The organism is Vibrio sp. 1402 (assembly GCF_033340275.1).
The window spans coordinates 367714-384402 of the sequence record NZ_JAWOWE010000005.1 but is presented as its reverse complement, the minus strand read 5'-3'; the positions used below and the strand labels follow the sequence as shown (position 1 = coordinate 384402).

Annotated in this window: 18 protein-coding genes and 1 pseudogene; 9 read left to right on the top strand and 10 right to left on the bottom strand. The window is 44.5% G+C overall.

Annotation, left to right across the window (positions count from 1 at the left end):
* Positions 1 to 36: 36 nt before the first annotated feature.
* Positions 37 to 570, bottom strand: a complete 534-nt coding sequence (locus R7044_RS12745) for a GNAT family N-acetyltransferase (RefSeq protein ID WP_017820066.1) — start codon at positions 568 to 570, stop codon at positions 37 to 39.
* Between the two features lie 148 nt (positions 571 to 718).
* Between R7044_RS12745 and R7044_RS12740 the strand changes: the two genes are divergently transcribed.
* Entirely contained in the window at positions 719 to 958 is a 240-nt protein-coding gene (locus R7044_RS12740; RefSeq protein WP_005374587.1) for an RNA recognition motif domain-containing protein, read from the top strand.
* Positions 959 to 1049: 91 nt separating this feature from the next.
* Here R7044_RS12740 and R7044_RS12735 read toward each other — a convergent pair whose 3' ends face one another.
* Together R7044_RS12735 and R7044_RS12730 are read right to left on the bottom strand one after the other, a co-directional pair.
* On the bottom strand, positions 1050 to 1484 hold the full coding sequence (locus R7044_RS12735; RefSeq protein WP_017820067.1) for a hypothetical protein: 435 nt from the start codon (positions 1482 to 1484) through the stop codon (positions 1050 to 1052).
* Positions 1485 to 1489: 5 nt separating this feature from the next.
* Positions 1490 to 1765, bottom strand: a pseudogene (locus tag R7044_RS12730) (GNAT family N-acetyltransferase); the annotation flags it as partial.
* 358 nt (positions 1766 to 2123) lie between these two features.
* Between R7044_RS12730 and R7044_RS12725 the strand changes: the two are divergent.
* Together R7044_RS12725 and R7044_RS12720 are read left to right on the top strand one after the other, a co-directional pair.
* Positions 2124 to 2372: a hypothetical protein gene (locus R7044_RS12725; RefSeq protein WP_130545664.1), complete on the top strand. Its 249-nt coding sequence runs from the start codon at positions 2124 to 2126 to the stop codon at positions 2370 to 2372.
* 292 nt (positions 2373 to 2664) lie between these two features.
* Positions 2665 to 3141 (top strand): Lrp/AsnC family transcriptional regulator, encoded by a 477-nt coding sequence (locus tag R7044_RS12720; protein WP_005374595.1) that lies wholly within the window; start codon positions 2665 to 2667, stop codon positions 3139 to 3141.
* A 103-nt stretch (positions 3142 to 3244) separates the two neighbouring features.
* On the opposite strand, the gene R7044_RS12715 is transcribed toward R7044_RS12720, so the two are convergent.
* Complete coding sequence (locus tag R7044_RS12715) at positions 3245 to 3952, bottom strand: DUF445 domain-containing protein (RefSeq protein WP_005374596.1); 708 nt, start codon at positions 3950 to 3952, stop codon at positions 3245 to 3247.
* Between the two features lie 593 nt (positions 3953 to 4545).
* The gene (locus R7044_RS12710; protein ID WP_054700574.1) at positions 4546 to 6396 is read right to left on the bottom strand and encodes an ABC transporter ATP-binding protein; all 1851 of its coding nucleotides are present in this window, start codon (positions 6394 to 6396) and stop codon (positions 4546 to 4548) included.
* 404 nt (positions 6397 to 6800) lie between these two features.
* Here R7044_RS12710 and R7044_RS12705 point away from each other — a divergent pair, with 404 nt between their 5' ends.
* Complete coding sequence (locus R7044_RS12705) at positions 6801 to 7802, top strand: arginine deiminase-related protein (RefSeq protein ID WP_033906610.1); 1002 nt, start codon at positions 6801 to 6803, stop codon at positions 7800 to 7802.
* A 265-nt stretch (positions 7803 to 8067) separates the two neighbouring features.
* Positions 8068 to 9306, top strand: coding sequence for a DEAD/DEAH box helicase (locus tag R7044_RS12700; RefSeq protein WP_170897391.1), 1239 nt, complete (start codon positions 8068 to 8070; stop codon positions 9304 to 9306).
* A gap of 65 nt (positions 9307 to 9371) precedes the next feature.
* Here the strand turns inward: R7044_RS12700 and R7044_RS12695 are convergent, their stop codons facing one another.
* On the bottom strand, positions 9372 to 10064 hold the full coding sequence (locus R7044_RS12695) for an MOSC domain-containing protein (RefSeq protein WP_225455616.1): 693 nt from the start codon (positions 10062 to 10064) through the stop codon (positions 9372 to 9374).
* Positions 10065 to 10175: 111 nt separating this feature from the next.
* Between R7044_RS12695 and R7044_RS12690 the strand changes: the two genes are divergently transcribed.
* Entirely contained in the window at positions 10176 to 10991 is an 816-nt protein-coding gene (locus R7044_RS12690) for an AraC family transcriptional regulator (RefSeq protein WP_033906852.1), read from the top strand.
* An 88-nt stretch (positions 10992 to 11079) separates the two neighbouring features.
* Positions 11080 to 12072, top strand: a complete 993-nt coding sequence (locus R7044_RS12685; protein ID WP_033906613.1) for a zinc-dependent alcohol dehydrogenase family protein — start codon at positions 11080 to 11082, stop codon at positions 12070 to 12072.
* 73 nt (positions 12073 to 12145) lie between these two features.
* On the opposite strand, the gene R7044_RS12680 is transcribed toward R7044_RS12685, so the two are convergent.
* From R7044_RS12680 to R7044_RS12670, 3 genes are all read right to left on the bottom strand, one after another.
* Positions 12146 to 12841 carry a VC0807 family protein gene (locus R7044_RS12680; RefSeq protein WP_005383527.1) on the bottom strand — a complete coding sequence of 232 codons (696 nt, stop codon included), beginning with the start codon at positions 12839 to 12841 and terminating at the stop codon, positions 12146 to 12148.
* Positions 12842 to 13007: 166 nt separating this feature from the next.
* Positions 13008 to 13538 carry a sigma-70 family RNA polymerase sigma factor gene (locus tag R7044_RS12675; protein WP_255209459.1) on the bottom strand — a complete coding sequence of 177 codons (531 nt, stop codon included), beginning with the start codon at positions 13536 to 13538 and terminating at the stop codon, positions 13008 to 13010.
* Positions 13539 to 13658: 120 nt separating this feature from the next.
* Positions 13659 to 14345: a DJ-1/PfpI family protein gene (locus R7044_RS12670; protein ID WP_005383525.1), complete on the bottom strand. Its 687-nt coding sequence runs from the start codon at positions 14343 to 14345 to the stop codon at positions 13659 to 13661.
* 126 nt (positions 14346 to 14471) lie between these two features.
* On the opposite strand from R7044_RS12670, the gene R7044_RS12665 reads away from it, so the two are divergent.
* Positions 14472 to 15428, top strand: a complete 957-nt coding sequence (locus R7044_RS12665; RefSeq protein ID WP_017820076.1) for a LysR family transcriptional regulator — start codon at positions 14472 to 14474, stop codon at positions 15426 to 15428.
* A gap of 127 nt (positions 15429 to 15555) precedes the next feature.
* Positions 15556 to 16095, top strand: a complete 540-nt coding sequence (locus R7044_RS12660) for a CAP domain-containing protein (protein WP_031778865.1) — start codon at positions 15556 to 15558, stop codon at positions 16093 to 16095.
* 79 nt (positions 16096 to 16174) lie between these two features.
* Here R7044_RS12660 and R7044_RS12655 read toward each other — a convergent pair whose 3' ends face one another.
* On the bottom strand, positions 16175 to 16594 hold the full coding sequence (locus R7044_RS12655; protein ID WP_005374615.1) for a VOC family protein: 420 nt from the start codon (positions 16592 to 16594) through the stop codon (positions 16175 to 16177).
* Positions 16595 to 16689 lie beyond the last annotated feature (95 nt).

Genomic DNA, 16689 nt, shown 5'->3' with positions numbered 1-16689 from the left:
GATCAAAGCTTAGCATTGCTCGGTTAGATTGGAGTGTTAGTCGCGACGAATTTTGGCGTAAATAACGGTGTTACTCAACTCTCCCGATGTAGTCAGACGTTCGTTTCTGAGCTCTCCTTCGAACTCATAACCACAGCGCTCGGCTACAGCCCGGCTCTTTTGGTTGGTGCTATCAGCATGAATTGCGATTCTCTTGGCGCCCAAGTCATCAAACGCATAGCGCTCAACTTCGAGCACAGCCTCGGCAACATAACCATTGCCAACGGCAGCATTATCTAACCAATAACCTATCTCAAAGGACGGTACGTCGGGATCTCGAATCATCAAGCCGACCGCACCCAGTAAGCGATCGCTTTCCTTTTCAATGATGTAGTAACGCAGCTCTTCTTCGAAGTTTTCAAAGTTTGCGATGGCTTTCTCTGTCCCTTCTATCATCGCTTCTAATGTCAGCACATGAGGTACCCACGGCAGATAGACTTCGAGAGTTTTTTGGCTGCGAACGACAGCTTGATGCGCCTCTTCGGCTCGTTCTAAACAAGCAGGGATGAGTTTGAGACGTTTCGTTTCCATGCCGACTCTCCTATGGGTGAAAAATGAACGGAAAATCATTTAAACAGATGTACTTAGAATGATCTAGTCAACGCCGTCATATTATTCACTTGGTTTGCCAGAGAGAAACTGAGAGAATCGAACCGTTATCAAACCAACTAGGTTCATTATGAAACTTTTAGTAAGAAACTTGGCTCGTCACATGACCGAGCAAGATATCCGCAAATTATTCTCAGCGTACGGCAAAGTAGAACTGTGTTCGCTAGTGCTTGATCAAGACACGGGTTTGTCGAAAGGCTTCGGTTTTGTCATCATGCCGGACGAAGCAGAAGCCATTTCTGCTCTTGAAGCACTGAATTTGACGAACGTAGAAAAAAGCAAAATTCGCGTGAAAGTCGCACAAGACTAATACAGAGAAAAGCCAGCGTTATTGCTGGCTTTTTTGTCTTTCTATTTAGAGACCAAATTGGCAACATTCTAGAATGTCTTCTCTTTTCGTTTTAGCGAGATTGATCATCAATTCTCTCTTCAAGTTGTTTCATTAAATCCTTTAACTGTAGAGAATCGAAATTGTCTGAATTCGGCACTTGGTAAGCGTCGTTGACTGTGTAGAGCATCAAACTTTTGCTAGAGAAGAACTCTTTCTGTATTTGGACTTTGACAATGTCATCAAGAGGTAGACGGAAGTAAACCGTTGAGCCCTGGCGGTACTTCAAGGTGTTGGTGCTTGCATCGATATCTAGCGTTTTAGGATTGAACGCGCGGCGCGTGAAGTACGTTGAGAGCAGTTTCAATCCTATTATTGTGAGTGCTACGAGTCCAAACTCGACGATCTTGTCTGCTAGGTAGGAAAAATAGAACAGCGACAACAATACAGTTCCTAGCAAGAAAGGGTTGTTCTTGGGCAGATTTTGTGAAGTTTCATGGATGATCATCCGACATATCCCTCTTCTATACGCGGTAAACTCACCGCACCAAGTAACTCCTCAGTGTTTCGCAAGGTAATAGCGTACGCCACGCCTTGATGCTGCTGATACATCGGATCGTGCCTATCTATCCATGCTTGCGCCATCGGTCGCTCATAAGGATGAGGGATGTTTGCTGTCATGTCGGCAATTCGCTTATCTCCAGCGAGTAAAGCCACTTGTTGGCAGTCATCGATATTGAATGGCCGGAGGACGAGTCTTTCGGTAGTGAGAATCGGTTGTATCGTCATGCATTTCTTCCTTGATGAGACGGCTATAGCTGCTAGCAACTGGTTTGCGGGGTAAATCGAGATAACAAGGCGTCTCGAAAGCTCGATCTAGCCAGGCGTGTAGTTGTCATGCGCCTTACTAAATAATAAGCCCGAACAATTGCTTATGTGTAATGTGTCGTATTATTACACACATAAGCACGTTTGCTCATATTGATGGTACAAAAGTTGAGGTCTGACCAATGTCTCAGTTTTTTGATACTTTCGTTCAATTTTTTGAAGATAGGGCACAAAAAATTAAAGGAGCTTTTTAATTGTGGAATTATTTTGAACAAAATATGTCAATTGTCAGTAGGACGAAAAAGTAGGGAGAAGAGAAATGCCGGATATATATTGCGCAGCTTGTAGAAAATCAACGCAACATAAAGTGATTATGAAGCGTTGCGAGCCTCAGTCTGTTGAGTCGTTAACAGGCAAAATGGTGAGTTTTACACAGCTGATGGCGAAATTTGTATCAGGTGAACATTATTACGAGATGGAGCCTCAATACTACTGCCGTTGTTGTAATCATCGTGCAATTGGAGAGGTTGTTCCACATCCTACACGGCATACATCGGCCGCACTCTAACTCTGAGTGATAGCCATGATTAATGGCTAAATAGGGCGGCGTTGCCCGAACGACATATCTATACAGGCGTGTCATGCGCTTTCAAATTTGCGACTCCGCGGGAGCCGCTAGGTTGCTTTTTCTCTTCATATCACGGTTACTAAGTGAGCGGTAATAATCATAGCTCTTTCCCTCCTTCGTTGTTTTCTGGTTATTCTCTGCTGAATTTCACATGCTGTGCATTTGATGGTTTGCAATTTTTTGAGCAACGATTAATGTGATGCTTTCTAAGTGGTTACAAGGAAGTGGGTTAATGAGTTATCAATTGGACCGGATTGATTTACATATTTTGAGAGTGCTTCATTCGAGAGGCAGAATTCCAGTTGTAGAACTAGCAAAGCTGATTAACTTAACGACTTCTCCATGTTCTGATCGTGTAAAGCGACTAGAAAAAGAAGGGTATATCAATGGTTACCATGCAGAGTTGAATGCGGAAAAGTTGGGGCTGGATGTGCAAGTATTCATCCATATTCGTTTAGACCAAACCAGTTTTTCTATTTTTGAAAAGTTTGCGAAAGCGGTGGAATTGATGCCTGAAATTGAAGAGTGCTACTCGCTCTCTGGAGATTTCGATACCATGATAAAAGTTCGTGTTAAGAGCATGAAAGCGTATCAGGAGTTTATGTCGAGCAAGTTAGGCACGCTTCCGGGCGTGATTCAAACTCGTAGTGAAGTGGTCATAGAAGAACATAAAACGGGATTTGGTGTTAATCCCGAGCTCCTTGGTTAGGCGAGGCATGTGTTGAGCCTCCTTATTTAGCGTGGCTTGGTATATTACTTTTTCACGATTAAAAAAGGAGCCGAAGCTCCTTTTTTAATAAATCGGTGAGCGATTATGCCCCGATAAAGGTGCTGATGACGCCAATTAAACCACCAAAAACACCGCCCCAAACGACTAGCCAGCCAAGGTGTTCTTTGATCATCTTTTGCACCATTTCTTTAACTAATGCCGGTGTTAATTCGCTTAAACGTTGATCGATGATACCTTCAATGTTCTGCTTTATCTCATCCATCATTGCAGGAGATTCGAATTGCTCTTTCAGTGCTTCTTTGATGTTATCGCTCTTGCTCAACTCAATGATGGATTCTTGCATCTTTTCGACGAAAGGTTGGCGCATGGGTTGTAGCGCTTCCGAGCCGCCAAACATCGCTAGCATGCCGCCAAATTGAGAGCCTTCAATTACTTCCACTAGGGAATCAAATGCTGGATTTAAATCTACTTTCTCAATTACTGGTTGAAGATCGATGTTCACACCGCCCGCCATTTCTTTATTCAAGAATCGGTCAATGTTCGCTTCAGTAAAAAACTGTTCCATCATTAAGTTTTTGATAGCCAGTTTAAACTCTTCAAATCGCGCGGGGATCACGCCAGAACCGTATAATCCAGGCACTTTCTCAAACAGCATATGGATGGCAAGCCAGTTGGTGATGGCGCCTGAGAACGCAAATAGCCCTGCATACCAAAGATAGTCGTTTTGTAATTGATGACCTCCAGCCATCAAAGCGATAGCGAGGACATTCGTTAGCAAACTTTTGTTCATAGTGACCAGTTATATATGAATATCGGAAAGAATAAGTGGGCCTGATTCTATACCTAAGTCACATTAAGATGCTAGGTTTTGCCGTGATGAGTAGTCTTGTAGAGAAGGGACAAAAAAATGAATGTTCAGAAAAACAAAACCCGACAATCATTGTCGGGCCACTGCTTTTTCTTAGAAAAACTAAGATTCTATTTTTAATTTTAGATGCGGTAGATCTTACAACAAAGTTGGCATTTCCATCTTTCTGAGTAGCCGAATAGCTTGTCAGCCCAACTTGGTTTGAGTTGTACGATCTGCATTGAACCACATTTACACATAAGCTAATTACCTTATTGTTAATATAATAACTAAGCCATCTATTGAGTATAGCTGTTTCTCAAAAAGTGAAATGACAAATGAAGACGGCTCAATACTCTGTATTGTGTTCATTGCAATGGATACGCAACGAGGCGGTATATTAGCAGAAAAAGTGTGAGCTTTATCATGGAGAGTGTTTCATATATGAGAAACCAAAATGGCTATATGAGCGTCTAGCCATGGATTAAAATAAAAAACGGCGCTTAAAGCGCCGTTTTTATTGAGCTTATCACTCGTTAAGAAGCGTGTTGATTGTCTAGTTCTTCAGCGATAAATCCGCCAGTTTGATGCGCCCAAAGCTGGGCGTAAATGCCGTTATTCGCAATGAGTTCTTGATGAGAACCTTGTTCAACGATGCTGCCTTTATCTAGCACGATGAGGCGATCCATTTGTGCGATGGTCGATAATCGGTGAGCGATAGCAATAACCGTTTTCCCTTGCATTAATTCATTCAAGCTTTCCTGAATCGCTGCTTCGACTTCTGAATCTAGAGCCGATGTTGCTTCATCCAATACCAGCAATGGTGCATCTTTGAGTAGCACACGAGATATTGCGATACGCTGACGTTGGCCGCCAGACAGTTTCACACCACGTTCACCAACTTGCGCATCGTATCCGACATTACCAAATGGGTCGGTCAGAGTTTCGATAAACTCATGGGCATGCGCTTGCTTAGTGGCTTTCAGCAAATCTTCTTCTGTCGCATCTGGATTGCCATACAAAATATTGTCTCGAATTGAACGGTGTAGCAGAGAAGTATCTTGGGTCACCATACCGATCTTTAAACGCAAAGAGTCTTGTGTGACTTCTGAGATGTTCTGTCCATCGATCTTAATGCTGCCGTCTTCGACATCGTGGAAACGAAGTAACAAGTTCACCAAAGTCGATTTTCCGGCGCCAGAGCGCCCAACCAAGCCGACTTTCTCTCCTGGTTTGATGTTGAGATCGAGGTGGCTAATCACGCCTTTGTTCTCACCGTAATGGAAGCTGACGTTATCAAAGTGAATGCCTCCTTCAGTGACAACCAAGTCTTTTGCGCCTGGTTTATCTTTAATATCAATAGGCTTAGAGAGCGTTTTCATTCCATCGACAACGGTTCCCATGTTTTCAAAGAGGGCGCCAACTTCCCACATTATCCACATCGACATACCGTTTACGCGCAATGCAAGACTAACAGCAATCGCAATCGCGCCAACGCTAATGGCACTATCTAACCACAGGTAAATCGATAAAGCAGCAACGGAAAAGACCAAAATATAGTTTGAGATCTCTACAGCGACGTCGAAGCCGGTCACTAGGCGCATTTGACGATAGACCGTATTCAAAAATCCTTTCATGCCTTGCTCGGCATATTGGGTTTCGCGCTGGCTATGAGAAAACAGTTTGACGGTTTGAATATTGGTATAACTGTCTACGATGCGCCCTGTCATTGTCGAACGTGCATCGGCCTGCGCTGAAGCGACGTCTTTGAGCTTAGGGACAAAATAGATTTGGATAGCGATGTAAGCGAGTAACCAGACGATCATTGGGATCATCAAACGCCAGTCTGCCGTCGCTAACATAATGATCATGCTGGTGAAGTAAACCGTAACGTAAACAAACACATCCATAGCTTTCATTACGGTTTCGCGCACAGCTAATGAGGTTTGCATGACTTTCGTTGCGACTCGGCCTGCAAAATCATCTTGATAGAAGTTCAAGCTTTGATTGAGCAAATACCGGTGTGCAAGCCAGCGGATAGACATTGGGTAGTTGCCCAATAACGTTTGATGAACGAGCAACGAGTACAAGATCACCAATATAGGCATGACAACCAGCAATAAGGCTCCGTAGAAAATCAAATCCGATTTGTTGTCTTGTAAGAACGTTTCTGGATTGCTGATAGACAACCAATCAACCAATTGTCCCATGGCGCCAAACAACATTACCTCAACAACAGCCACAATTGTGGCCATCAAAGACATGATGATCAAAGGCTTTTCATAACCACGAGTGTAATAACGCAGAAAAGCGAACATCCCTGAAGGAGGCTGATCCGGCGTAGATTTGGGGAACGGCTCTGTAAAGCCTTCAAATCGTTTAAACATAACTCATCCTAAAGTTAAAACAGTGCCATTTGGGGTGGCTAAATCCATCGATTCACGCTGCTTTGGACGAAACCGCGTGTATGAGAGTTTCTTGCCTGCTCCTCGATAAAGCAGACCGATTGACGAGAGGGGCGAAAAAATAGTCTAACCGATTGTGTCTTAAATGTAACTAGTTGGTTATGGGTGTGATTGTCTATGGTTCTGATTCTTATGATGAATTCTTATCATGTTCATCACGGTGCAATAAAAGCTTAAACCTGCAAAGTGACAATAAAATTTAGGGAAAAATGAACTTAATGCAGCAAAAATTACTTTTGGGCAATTAAATTAATTGTCAAAACAGCAAAACTGAAGTTAACAATAAATTTACAATCTCCTCATTCTAGTGATAAGGAATGTATTGGATGCTATTACACGAATCAGTGACCCAATTTGCTAATGGGAAAGAAGAAAGCACGCAAAGTGCTCAGCGCCAAACCGCGAACTGCGTAGTGATGGTGCCACCGAAAGAGTTTCGTTTTAATGAAGAAACCGCACAAGATAATGAGTTCCAACATAAAGTGTCACTCAGCCAAGAAGAAGTCTCACGTCGAGTAATGGCCGAGTTCGCGAGTATGGTTGCAACGCTGCGTCAAGAGGGCGTTCAAGTTGTTGAGTTTGATTATCCAACTTCAGATGTTGCGACGCCAGACGCGGTATTTCCAAACAATTGGTTTAGCACTACGCCAGATGGCACGTTGTACACTTTTCCAATGGCCTGTGAAAACCGTCAAAAAGAAGTACGTCCCGATGCGCTTGTGGCAGCACTAGCGCAAGCAGGGCGAGAAGTTCATCGACGCAGCAGTCTAACTGAATATCTTGACGAGCAAGCGTATTTAGAAAGCACGGGTGTGATGGTGTTTGACCACCTAAATAAAACGGTCTATGCCGCACTCTCACAACGTTGTGATCGTCTGGTTTTAGAAGATTACGCCGATCGTATTGGCTATGAACGAGTGATTTCTTTCCAAACTCGTTTGCCGTCTGGTGCGCCGATTTATCACACCAATGTGATGATGGCGGTTGGCGAACAGTTTTGCGTGATTTGTGACGAAGTGATCCCAGAATTTGAGCGTCGTTTTGTAATGAAGTCACTCGCCAAAGACAAGCAAGTCATCTCAATTTCGCTTGATCAGATGAACCAGTTCTGCGGTAACATTCTGCAACTAGAAACGATCAACGGCGACAAGGTGATTGCGATGTCGCAATCGGCGTACGATGCATTCTCACCTGCACAAAGAAAGCAATTGGCAACGCACGGTAAATTGCTGCCATTCGACGTTTCTACCATAGAATCTATTGGTGGTGGTTCGGTTCGTTGCATGTTGGGTGAAGTGTTCTTACCGAATCGTAAAGCTGTGCTTTAATAAACTGCACATTTCTTTTCAGCCGCAGTGAAAGGCTGACGAAGCGTTCTCTTCAAGGGTTTTTAGCCGTTAGCTCTGTGGCAGTACAGACTAACGGCTTTTTTGCGCTTTTTTGTTTTCTGACGATTTGCATAGGCGACGTTTGGTTTAAGCGCCTAAAATAGGATGGTTCACCTAGCAGATTGTGGTAAAGTCCGCGCCTGCGTTTTACCGCATCTTCATTATTTTTATTGCTTCTTCAACCCAAAGTACAAGGTTTTCGTTAATGCCATTTTCTACTCTCTCATTGAGTTCTGAGCTGATTCACGCACTGCCAAAAGACTTCAAGAAACCGACCGATATTCAAGCGTTGGCCATTCCTGAGCTATTGGCTGGTCAAGATCTATTGGCTTTGGCAAATACAGGCAGCGGCAAAACCCTTGCTTATGGTTTGCCTTTGTTGGAAAAGCTGGGTGTCAATCCAGAGCAAAAAGCGCTGATTCTTGTGCCAACTCGTGAGCTGGCAATGCAAGTGAGTGAAGCAATTAACCAAGTTGGTCAAGCTCTTGACCTCAACACAGTGTGTTTGTGTGGCGGCGTTGATAAAGAGCAACAACAGCAGGCGCTAGCGACAAATCCTCATATCCTTGTCGCGACGACTGGTCGTTTGGTTGATCTGGCAAACAACGGTTTAGACTTAAGCAATATCCATTACCTAGTGTTGGATGAGGCGGATCGTCTGTTGGATATGGGCTTTTGGCCTGACGTACAAAATATTGCGGGGCTGATTTCAAACCAGCGTCAAACGGCAATGTTCTCGGCTACGTTTTCAGATGAGTTAAAGGGCAAAGCGAAGCTACTTATGCAGGCACCAAAGCAAGTCGCAGCGCATCAAGAAAACAGCACGAATCAAGACATCGTTGAAACGTTGTACTTGGTCAATAAAGGCAGTAAAACCAAGGCATTGATTGAACTGATTCAAAAAAACGCGTGGACTCAGGCGTTAGTCTTTATTGGTGCGAAAGAGAATGCCGATGGCTTAGCGAAAAAGTTAAACAAAGCGGGCATCTCAACCAATGCACTGCATGGTGACAAGAGCCAAGCAGAGCGAGAAGAAGTACTTGCGCAGTTTAAATCTGGGCAAATGCAGGTGTTGATTGCCACCGATCTACTAGCGCGCGGCATTCACATTGAGCAATTACCTGTAGTGATCAACTTTGAACTGCCAATGCATGCAGAAACTTATGTTCACCGAGTAGGACGTACCGCTCGCGCAGGCGAACAAGGTGTGGCGATGTCATTGGTATGCCATGGTGAAATGGACGCACTAAACACGATTCGTCACCTGACTCAACGTGCATTGCCAGTGCAAGATCTGGTAGGTTTTCCAGTAACGGATAAGCCATCAACTGGCGAGAGCAAACGCGCGCCACGCGATAAAAAAGCCAACCGCCGAACTAATGCTAAGAAGAGCATTAAGCAGTTCCAAGGTAAGTCGAAACGCCCAGCCCCGAGTGCGAAGTAAACCAAAAAAACACGCTCTGACGGCATAGTCGGTTCAGAGCGTGGCTTAAATTTTACTTTGGGGTGTTAACCCACAGTTGGGCCAACCAAGCGCATTTCCCAATCTTCAACTTCGCCAGTTTCTAGGCGGCGCTCGACCAACTTGCCCCAAGACTCGACTAACGGCAGCTCAGACAGCTGAGTGAGTTCTTTTCTATCTAAACAGCCAGTGAAAACCGCGCCCATGATGCGAGCCAGTGGCCATTCTGGATAAGGTCTTTCGCACAGAATAATCTCGTCACCTGCACCGATATCGCCTTCTTCCAACACTCGGAAATACCAGCCTGTTCGAAGCGTATCTTGCAGTTTTCTCGCCATGTCGTGTTGGTCAAAACGTACGTTAAGTTTCCAACAAGGCATGCGACCTTGCGACACTTCCAGTAGTGTTGAGCCGATGCGAATTTTATCTTTCAAGCAAATCGTGGATTCGGTGACGCCTTCGGAGCTGATGTTTTCGCCAAAGCCGCCGGCGGATTGGAAAATTGGTCTTTCGCCTAATTCTTGTTGCCAGATTGGGTAGTGTTCGCTTGGGTAAATATGAAGCGCTTTTTGAATGCCACCATGAAAGCGCGGATCACCTTGCTCATCACTGATAAAACCAAGCTCTGTTGCATGCTGGCGCTCAGGCAGCACTTGTTTGTTGATTGCGCTTTGCGCTCCATGAGCATAAGGGACGGTTTTCCCTGCTAGCACAGCTTTTACGACGCCGATTTTCTTCATATAACCTCCTTATTATTTGAATGAGAGATAAAGTGTTTACCTTCATTCGCGATGCGGAGCATGATAGCCTAGTAAACGTGTGTCGGAGTAGGGATGAAAAGACAACTAACAATGCTAACTCGCCAAATTGATTCGAAGTCAGGCGTCGTCACCTCCAATAAGATGATGGACGCGAATCCCCATTCTCCTGTTTTGGTGAAAACCATCGACATGCCAAAAGGTTACATTGATGCGCTGCATCAACACACTTGGCATCAAATCATCTTTCCTATCAAAGGGTTATTGCAAACACAAACTGAGCATTATCAGCACTTGGTTCCGCACACCTCTGCGTTATTTGTTCCTGCGGGTGTTCAACACGAGTCGATTGCTCTAAGCAACACGATATTTGTTGGCATTTACCTCAACCCTGAGTTTGGCGCAACGTACGAGCAACAAGTGAGAACCATTGCTTTAACGCCGTTTTTAAATGAGCTTTTACAAGAGATCCGCAGACAGTGTGAAGGTGAGACAAGCCACGAAGAAGTGCTGCATTTGCTGGCGGTGTTGCATGATCAAATTTTGAAAAGCAACGTGCAGACATTTCAGTTATTGCTGCCACAAGACAGACGACTAAAACTGATTTTCGAGCAATTGACAGACGAGCCCGCGTTAAGCTGTTCGCTAAAAGAGTGGGGGGAGAAAATTGGGGCGTCTGAGCGTACTTTATCACGGCTGTTCGCCAAGGAATTCAACACTTCATTTCTGCTTTGGCGGCAACAAATTCGGCTAATTTACTCGCTTTCTTTGTTAGATGAATCGTTGCCAATCCAAGCCATTGCAGACCTAGTGGGTTATCAAAATGACTCATCCTACATCAAAGCATTTAAAGCCTATTTTGATATGACGCCACAACAGTTTAGAGTGAACGGCGCATCGCGCAGGTAGAAATACAGAGCTTCGACTTCACTTAATGCTTTTGAGTAGAAGTCGCGAAACTTCCTTTTTGAATTTCAATTACATGGTATGAATAACAATGGCACCAACGATAAATACTCGAGTGAATCAATTCTGTTTTGGTCAGCCCCAAACGTCGCTGTCGTTGGAAAAAGAGCCCCTCAAACCGCTTGCTCAGGGCAAGGTTCGGGTGCGACTCGAAGCTACAAACATTAACCCAAGTGACTTGCTTTCCATTCATGGTGTTGGGCAATACCGCCGCGTTCACATACCACCTCGCGTGCCGGGATTTGAAGCGGTTGGGCGTGTGGTGGAAGTCAGTGCAGTTGGTCAAACTGACCTTCAAGTTGGGCAAAAGGTGTTGGTGGCGATGAGTGGTACTTGGCAATACTACATCGATGCCTCGCCTGAGAATCTTTTTCCGCTACCTGAGAGTTTGGAGAACGGCTATGCCAGTCAGTTGTACATCAACGCGTTAACCGCGTGGGTGATCACCACTAAAGTAGCTAAGTTGAACAAAGACTATGTGGTGATCATCAATGCAGCAGGGTCAGCGATCGGTAAGATATTTGCCCAGCTCGCCCATTCACTGGGTTTTACACTGATTGCTGTGACCTCAAAGCCAGACGAGTATCCGTACGATACTATTCCAGTGTTGGACGCGAAGAAAGACTTACAAGCGCAGCTGCAAACGCGCCAACTGCCACAACCAACGGTCGCTCTGGACGCGATAGGTGGTGAGGCTGGCACGGATCTCATTCGTACCTTGAAAGAAAATGGCCAATACATCAACTACGGAACATTGTCGTTAACGCCTTATACGCCTGAGTTTTTTGAATCGATGAAGGCCAACAACATCGACTTTAGTACATTCTTTTTGCGGTATTGGGAAGAATCGGTAGGTAAAGGCGGGAGAAAGACGGTGTTCGCTGAAATGTTAGAACACTTTATTAGCAGCGACATAAAGTTAAACGTTGCATATGATCTGTCGTTAGAGGACTTTCAAACAGCGATTGAAATGGTTGAGCGACGCTCGTCAGCAGTGTCAGGAAAAATCATTTTGACGCTGTGAATTACAGTGGGCCTGTTGAGAAAAGGGAGGATAAAATCCTCCCTTTTTTATGGGTTTATTTGTAATGATAGGGCTATTTTAGATGGAAGATTTGCTCTGTTTCGAGCGATGTCATCGCACGTACTTGACGCCAAATGTAATAAAAAATACCGAACATCATCAACATACTTGGGATGGCAATCATTGGGTAACTGTACAGCGTCATTTTTCCTAACTCTTCGTTAAAGGCAGCAGTACCAGAAGGGCTAGTCACAATCCAAGTCGCAAGGAAGTAGTTCATTGCAGATGAGAACGCAAAAGTACTTGCAAACAGGTAGTTAGAAGACATAAGGCAACGTTCGAACGCATCGGTTTTACCATTTTCTTTTAAACGTTGGTTAATCAACGCGAGGTTCAACACAGTGTCATTCAGTACTAACTTCTGCATCAGCGGGTAGCGGGTAAACGTTGAACCCAAAACCGCTAAACCGATCAGGCCAGGAATCAGGGCTTCTTTTAGTGCTAACCAGCGTGTATCAAGCTCTAACAAGCCGATGCCACCAGTTAGTAGAACACTGATAAAGCCCAGAGCAGAAATAAAGTTAAATTTCTTGTTACGGACAAGGTCCATACCGCCATAAATGATAGGAAATAGCAAAGCGACAACCAGCGCCATTGCTGTCCCTAGATGCTCATCGCCACTAAACTTCATCAAAATGAAGGAAGGGATAAATACGTTGAAAAGGATTTCAAATAAGGGATTCGGCTTTTTCGCCGTCGTGTTACTCATAATGTTTTACTGACTCTACTCTATGTCGGCTGTTATTGTACTTTGACAAGAAGTGTTCATCTAGTCGCGCTTGATGTAAAGCGTTAAAGCGTCGAGTTGTGTAACGACTTATGAAATAGACCGGAGCATAGCCAGTTAGTTTACATGATTGACTACTTTTTGTGTCTTAATGACTCTCCTTCTGTGCGATGATCTGATTACGCGCTCTGAATAATCGAGTCGCCACTGTGTTGTGGTTGAGCCTCAAGGCTTGGGCAATTTCATCATGATTCAACCCAGCCACTAAGCTCAAGAGCAACGGCTCTCGGTATTTGGGTTCGAGAATCATCATTTGTTTTTGAAGCCAATCTTGGGCCATGTCGTAGTCACTGCCAGGGTAGGTTTTTGTCTGTATTGCACACTCATCAATGTCGACAAAATCGTACTGTTTTCTATCAAAGCGCCGAGCATTCTCACGACGCAAAATAGTAATGAGCCAAGACTTCGCGGCGTTGGGGTCATTTAATTTATCAAAGAATCGCCACGCTTTCAGAAAGGTTTCTTGCGCTAAATCTTGAGCAAGGTGGTGATCTTTGCATAACCAATACGCGAGACGGTAAATCTCTTGGTATCGATCTTTCGTCAGTGCTTCGTAACGTTTATGTTTTTCCATAGCATTAAGATAAAAAGTTTGGAGAGCACGTTGTGTCTGCCAGATGAACGACAACCCTTTTTATCGCTTTTACAGTGATAAAAAGGGTTGTTCGATTAGGAAGACAAATTCGAAGAGTTAACCTTCCAAATATCGAAGGGTGACTCTGATTTCTTTCTTACACGCTTAAAATGGTTGGTTGGAAAAGCGTGAGTACTGGATGGCATCTGCGACTTCCTGAGCTTTAGACTCTGAAGTCATAAGGTGAAGTAGCTTAAGAGCAGCTTGATAGCTAACTAGGCTACCGTTCGAAGTGATAACGCCATCATCAATGACAAAATTCTGGTCGACTTGTACTTTGACTGCTGGGTAATCTCTTTGAAAGCCGTTTTCACCTCCGGCCCAAGTTGTTGCTTTTTTGCCGTTTAAAAGGCCAGCTTCGGCTAACAAATACGCGCCAGAGCAATTACTTGCCATCCAATCTGCCGCCTTTGAGGTAGTTTTAATAAAGTGAATGAGATCTTTATTTTCGATTAGTGCATCCATGTCATAGCTGGATGTTAAAACCAATACGTCGAGTTCCGGCAGATCACCAATCCAAGCATCCACACCAATTTTTAATCCTTCTTCAGTGGTGATGGTTTTCTGATCTGAGACGGAAATGGTGAGCACGTCATAATCACTAAACCAAGTGAGACGACTTGCGACGCCAAAAACCTCTAAAGGAGCAGTAACATCAGAGGTCAGTACGCCATCGTAAACCAGAATACCAATTCGTTTATCTGCGGCATGTGCTGTTTGAAGCATCCCAAAGAATAGGACTAGTGTCGCTATCAATAGTTGTAGTGCATTCTTCAATCCGTTTTTACCCATGGTTTTTTCCTCGTTAACAGAGCATCAAGTTATTGAGGTTCATTATATTTAGGCTAATTAGTGATTGAAGAGCCACTTTGTCTTTACTAAAGTGAATAAAATTCATGAATAGAGTTCATTGGTTATATGGATAAGATACGGTCCCTACGATTTTTTATTGCCACTTTAGATGGCGGTAGTTTTGCTGCGGCTGCCAAAGTGTATGGCACTGACCCTTCGACCGTGAGTAAAGCCATACATCGTCTTGAAAGCGATTTGGGTATACAGCTTTTTCAACGTTCTACGCGACAGAGCCGCCTGACAGAAGCTGGTCGTAGGTACGCAAATACTGCTAGGTTTGTACTGGAGGAGCTGGCGGCATGTGAGGATTCATTAAAAAGTCACAATGATGCGCTTTCAGGGCAGCTTAAGATTAATGTGCCAGTCTCGTACGGTCGCCTCTATATTCGTCCTTTATTAAAAGAGTTTTGTCGCCGCTACCCTAACATCACTATCGATATTCATTACGATGACGCCTACGTTGATATTATTGAGCAAGGTATTGATGTGTCGATTCGCTCTGGTGTCGTTCACGATAGTCAATTGATTGTGCGTCAGCTCAGCCCTATCGATTTTATCATTTGTGCCAGTCAGGATTACTTAGCGCGCCATGGTGTTCCGAGTGGCCCGGATGTATTCAATGACCATTCTTGGGTTCGTTTTCGTTTTAAACAAACGGGGAAACTGTTGCCGATTCGGATGCCAGAACCAGACGGTGCGAGTGAATATGACCCCGAAAGAAACTACATTGTAAATGACGGTGAATCCATGGCAGAGCTTTGCGCAGAAGGCTTAGGATTAACTCAGATCCCTCATTTTATCGCGAGAGACTGGCTTAAAGCGGGGCGTTTAGTGCCGATATTTCCGAGCATGCGCCAAGCAGGAAATGGCGTGTATCTTCTCTATGCCAACCGGGAATATGTGCCTGCCCGAGTGAGGGTGTTCATCGATTTTATCACTCAAGCAATACAGGATATGGATGAAACGCCATTCCATACTTGGGCTGAAACGTTGCCGATTTATCGACCGAACCAAGGCGATTGAAAACTTCATGTGAGTCTTTGGTTAAAAAAACCTAAGCTATATGGTGCTTTTATTGGTTTTTGTTAGTTTATTGGGCGTTATTATCGAAAAGCGCAGTTTGCTCTTCGTCACTCATAAAGGAAAGACAATGCCAACTAAGATCTTAGTGCCTGCTTTGGCCCTACTTCTCAGCGCATGTGGCGGCGATGGGGAGTCGTCAGCCCCAGCAGAAAGCGGCTCACAAAACACAGGTTCCACATCGTCACAAGGCACATTTGCCGAGCAGATGCTTGCAGCGGTCAACAGCGCCCGCTCTACTACACAACAGTGTGGCGCAACCACCATGCCACCTGTTGGGGCCCTGACTTGGAGCTACGATTTGGAAAGCGCCGCTTATCGACATTCAAGCGATATGGCGAACAGCGATTTCATGAGCCACACAGGCTCTGATAGCAGCAAAATGTCAGATCGAGTTAACGCAACGGGCTATGCTTGGAGCGCCATTGGTGAGAATGTCGCAGTAGGGCAAAGCAGCATTAACGCCGTCGTTAATGCTTGGTTATCGAGTGAAGGCCACTGCCTTAATATCATGAGTGCGGATTTTGATCAGATGGGCGCGTCGCTTGTCGAAAATCACTCTGCACGCTACGGGTATTACTGGACTCAGGTTTTTGCCAAACAGCGCTAATGCGATAAAGAAGCCCGATAGATAAAAAATAAAACGCCAGCAGTCACTATCTGCTGGCGTTTTATTATTTACATCTCTTTTAGCTTGTCAGGTTACGAAGTTTTGGGTCATCCGCCAGGTATTCAACAAATTCAATCTCAAAACCGGCAGGGTCAACAAAATACACATTCTTGCGGTATGGTTCATCAGCACCAGGTTGGGCAATCGGATAACCTGCATCGGTTAGTCTTTTGATGATTGCATCGACGTTGTTGGTCACATAAGCAAAATGCGCTAGCCCAACTTGGTGCCCGCTCAACTCGCGGTTTTCTCCTTCGCCATGGTCACTCATGGCTATGTATTGATACTCGTCGCCAAAATGTAGCCAGTTTCTTGGCTTGCCACTCCATTCGCCTTTACCTTCATCACGCACGTACCAATGTGGAAATGCAGTTTGGTAAAACTTCAGCATTTCAGGGATATCTTTCACGACTAAGTTAATATGTTCTAGTTGGATCATGATGTGCTCCTTTTTGTCATTTTCTAGCCAACGATGAATATGCTAAAACCTCAAGTAAAGTTGAGGTAAAGGGCTTTTTTGATTTTATTTGTAGA

Bases quoted from the DNA above. Each gene is read 5' to 3' on its own strand.
- R7044_RS12695 (WP_225455616.1), bottom strand. From the start codon at position 10,064: ATGAAGAAAATCGGCGTCGTAAAAGCTGTGCTAGCAGGGAAAACCGTC.
- R7044_RS12710 (WP_054700574.1), bottom strand. From the start codon at position 6,396: ATGTTTAAACGATTTGAAGGCTTTACAGAGCCGTTCCCCAAATCTACG.
- R7044_RS12735 (WP_017820067.1), bottom strand. From the start codon at position 1,484: ATGATCATCCATGAAACTTCACAAAATCTGCCCAAGAACAACCCTTTC.
- R7044_RS12715 (WP_005374596.1), bottom strand. From the start codon at position 3,952: ATGAACAAAAGTTTGCTAACGAATGTCCTCGCTATCGCTTTGATGGCT.
- R7044_RS12725 (WP_130545664.1), top strand. From the start codon at position 2,124: ATGCCGGATATATATTGCGCAGCTTGTAGAAAATCAACGCAACATAAA.
- R7044_RS12745 (WP_017820066.1), bottom strand. From the start codon at position 570: ATGGAAACGAAACGTCTCAAACTCATCCCTGCTTGTTTAGAACGAGCC.
- R7044_RS12685 (WP_033906613.1), top strand. From the start codon at position 11,080: ATGGCACCAACGATAAATACTCGAGTGAATCAATTCTGTTTTGGTCAG.
- R7044_RS12690 (WP_033906852.1), top strand. From the start codon at position 10,176: ATGCTAACTCGCCAAATTGATTCGAAGTCAGGCGTCGTCACCTCCAAT.
- R7044_RS12670 (WP_005383525.1), bottom strand. From the start codon at position 14,345: ATGGGTAAAAACGGATTGAAGAATGCACTACAACTATTGATAGCGACA.
- R7044_RS12720 (WP_005374595.1), top strand. From the start codon at position 2,665: ATGAGTTATCAATTGGACCGGATTGATTTACATATTTTGAGAGTGCTT.
- R7044_RS12660 (WP_031778865.1), top strand. From the start codon at position 15,556: ATGCCAACTAAGATCTTAGTGCCTGCTTTGGCCCTACTTCTCAGCGCA.
- R7044_RS12665 (WP_017820076.1), top strand. From the start codon at position 14,472: ATGGATAAGATACGGTCCCTACGATTTTTTATTGCCACTTTAGATGGC.
- R7044_RS12700 (WP_170897391.1), top strand. From the start codon at position 8,068: ATGCCATTTTCTACTCTCTCATTGAGTTCTGAGCTGATTCACGCACTG.
- R7044_RS12740 (WP_005374587.1), top strand. From the start codon at position 719: ATGAAACTTTTAGTAAGAAACTTGGCTCGTCACATGACCGAGCAAGAT.
- R7044_RS12655 (WP_005374615.1), bottom strand. From the start codon at position 16,594: ATGATCCAACTAGAACATATTAACTTAGTCGTGAAAGATATCCCTGAA.
- R7044_RS12705 (WP_033906610.1), top strand. From the start codon at position 6,801: ATGCTATTACACGAATCAGTGACCCAATTTGCTAATGGGAAAGAAGAA.
- R7044_RS12680 (WP_005383527.1), bottom strand. From the start codon at position 12,841: ATGAGTAACACGACGGCGAAAAAGCCGAATCCCTTATTTGAAATCCTT.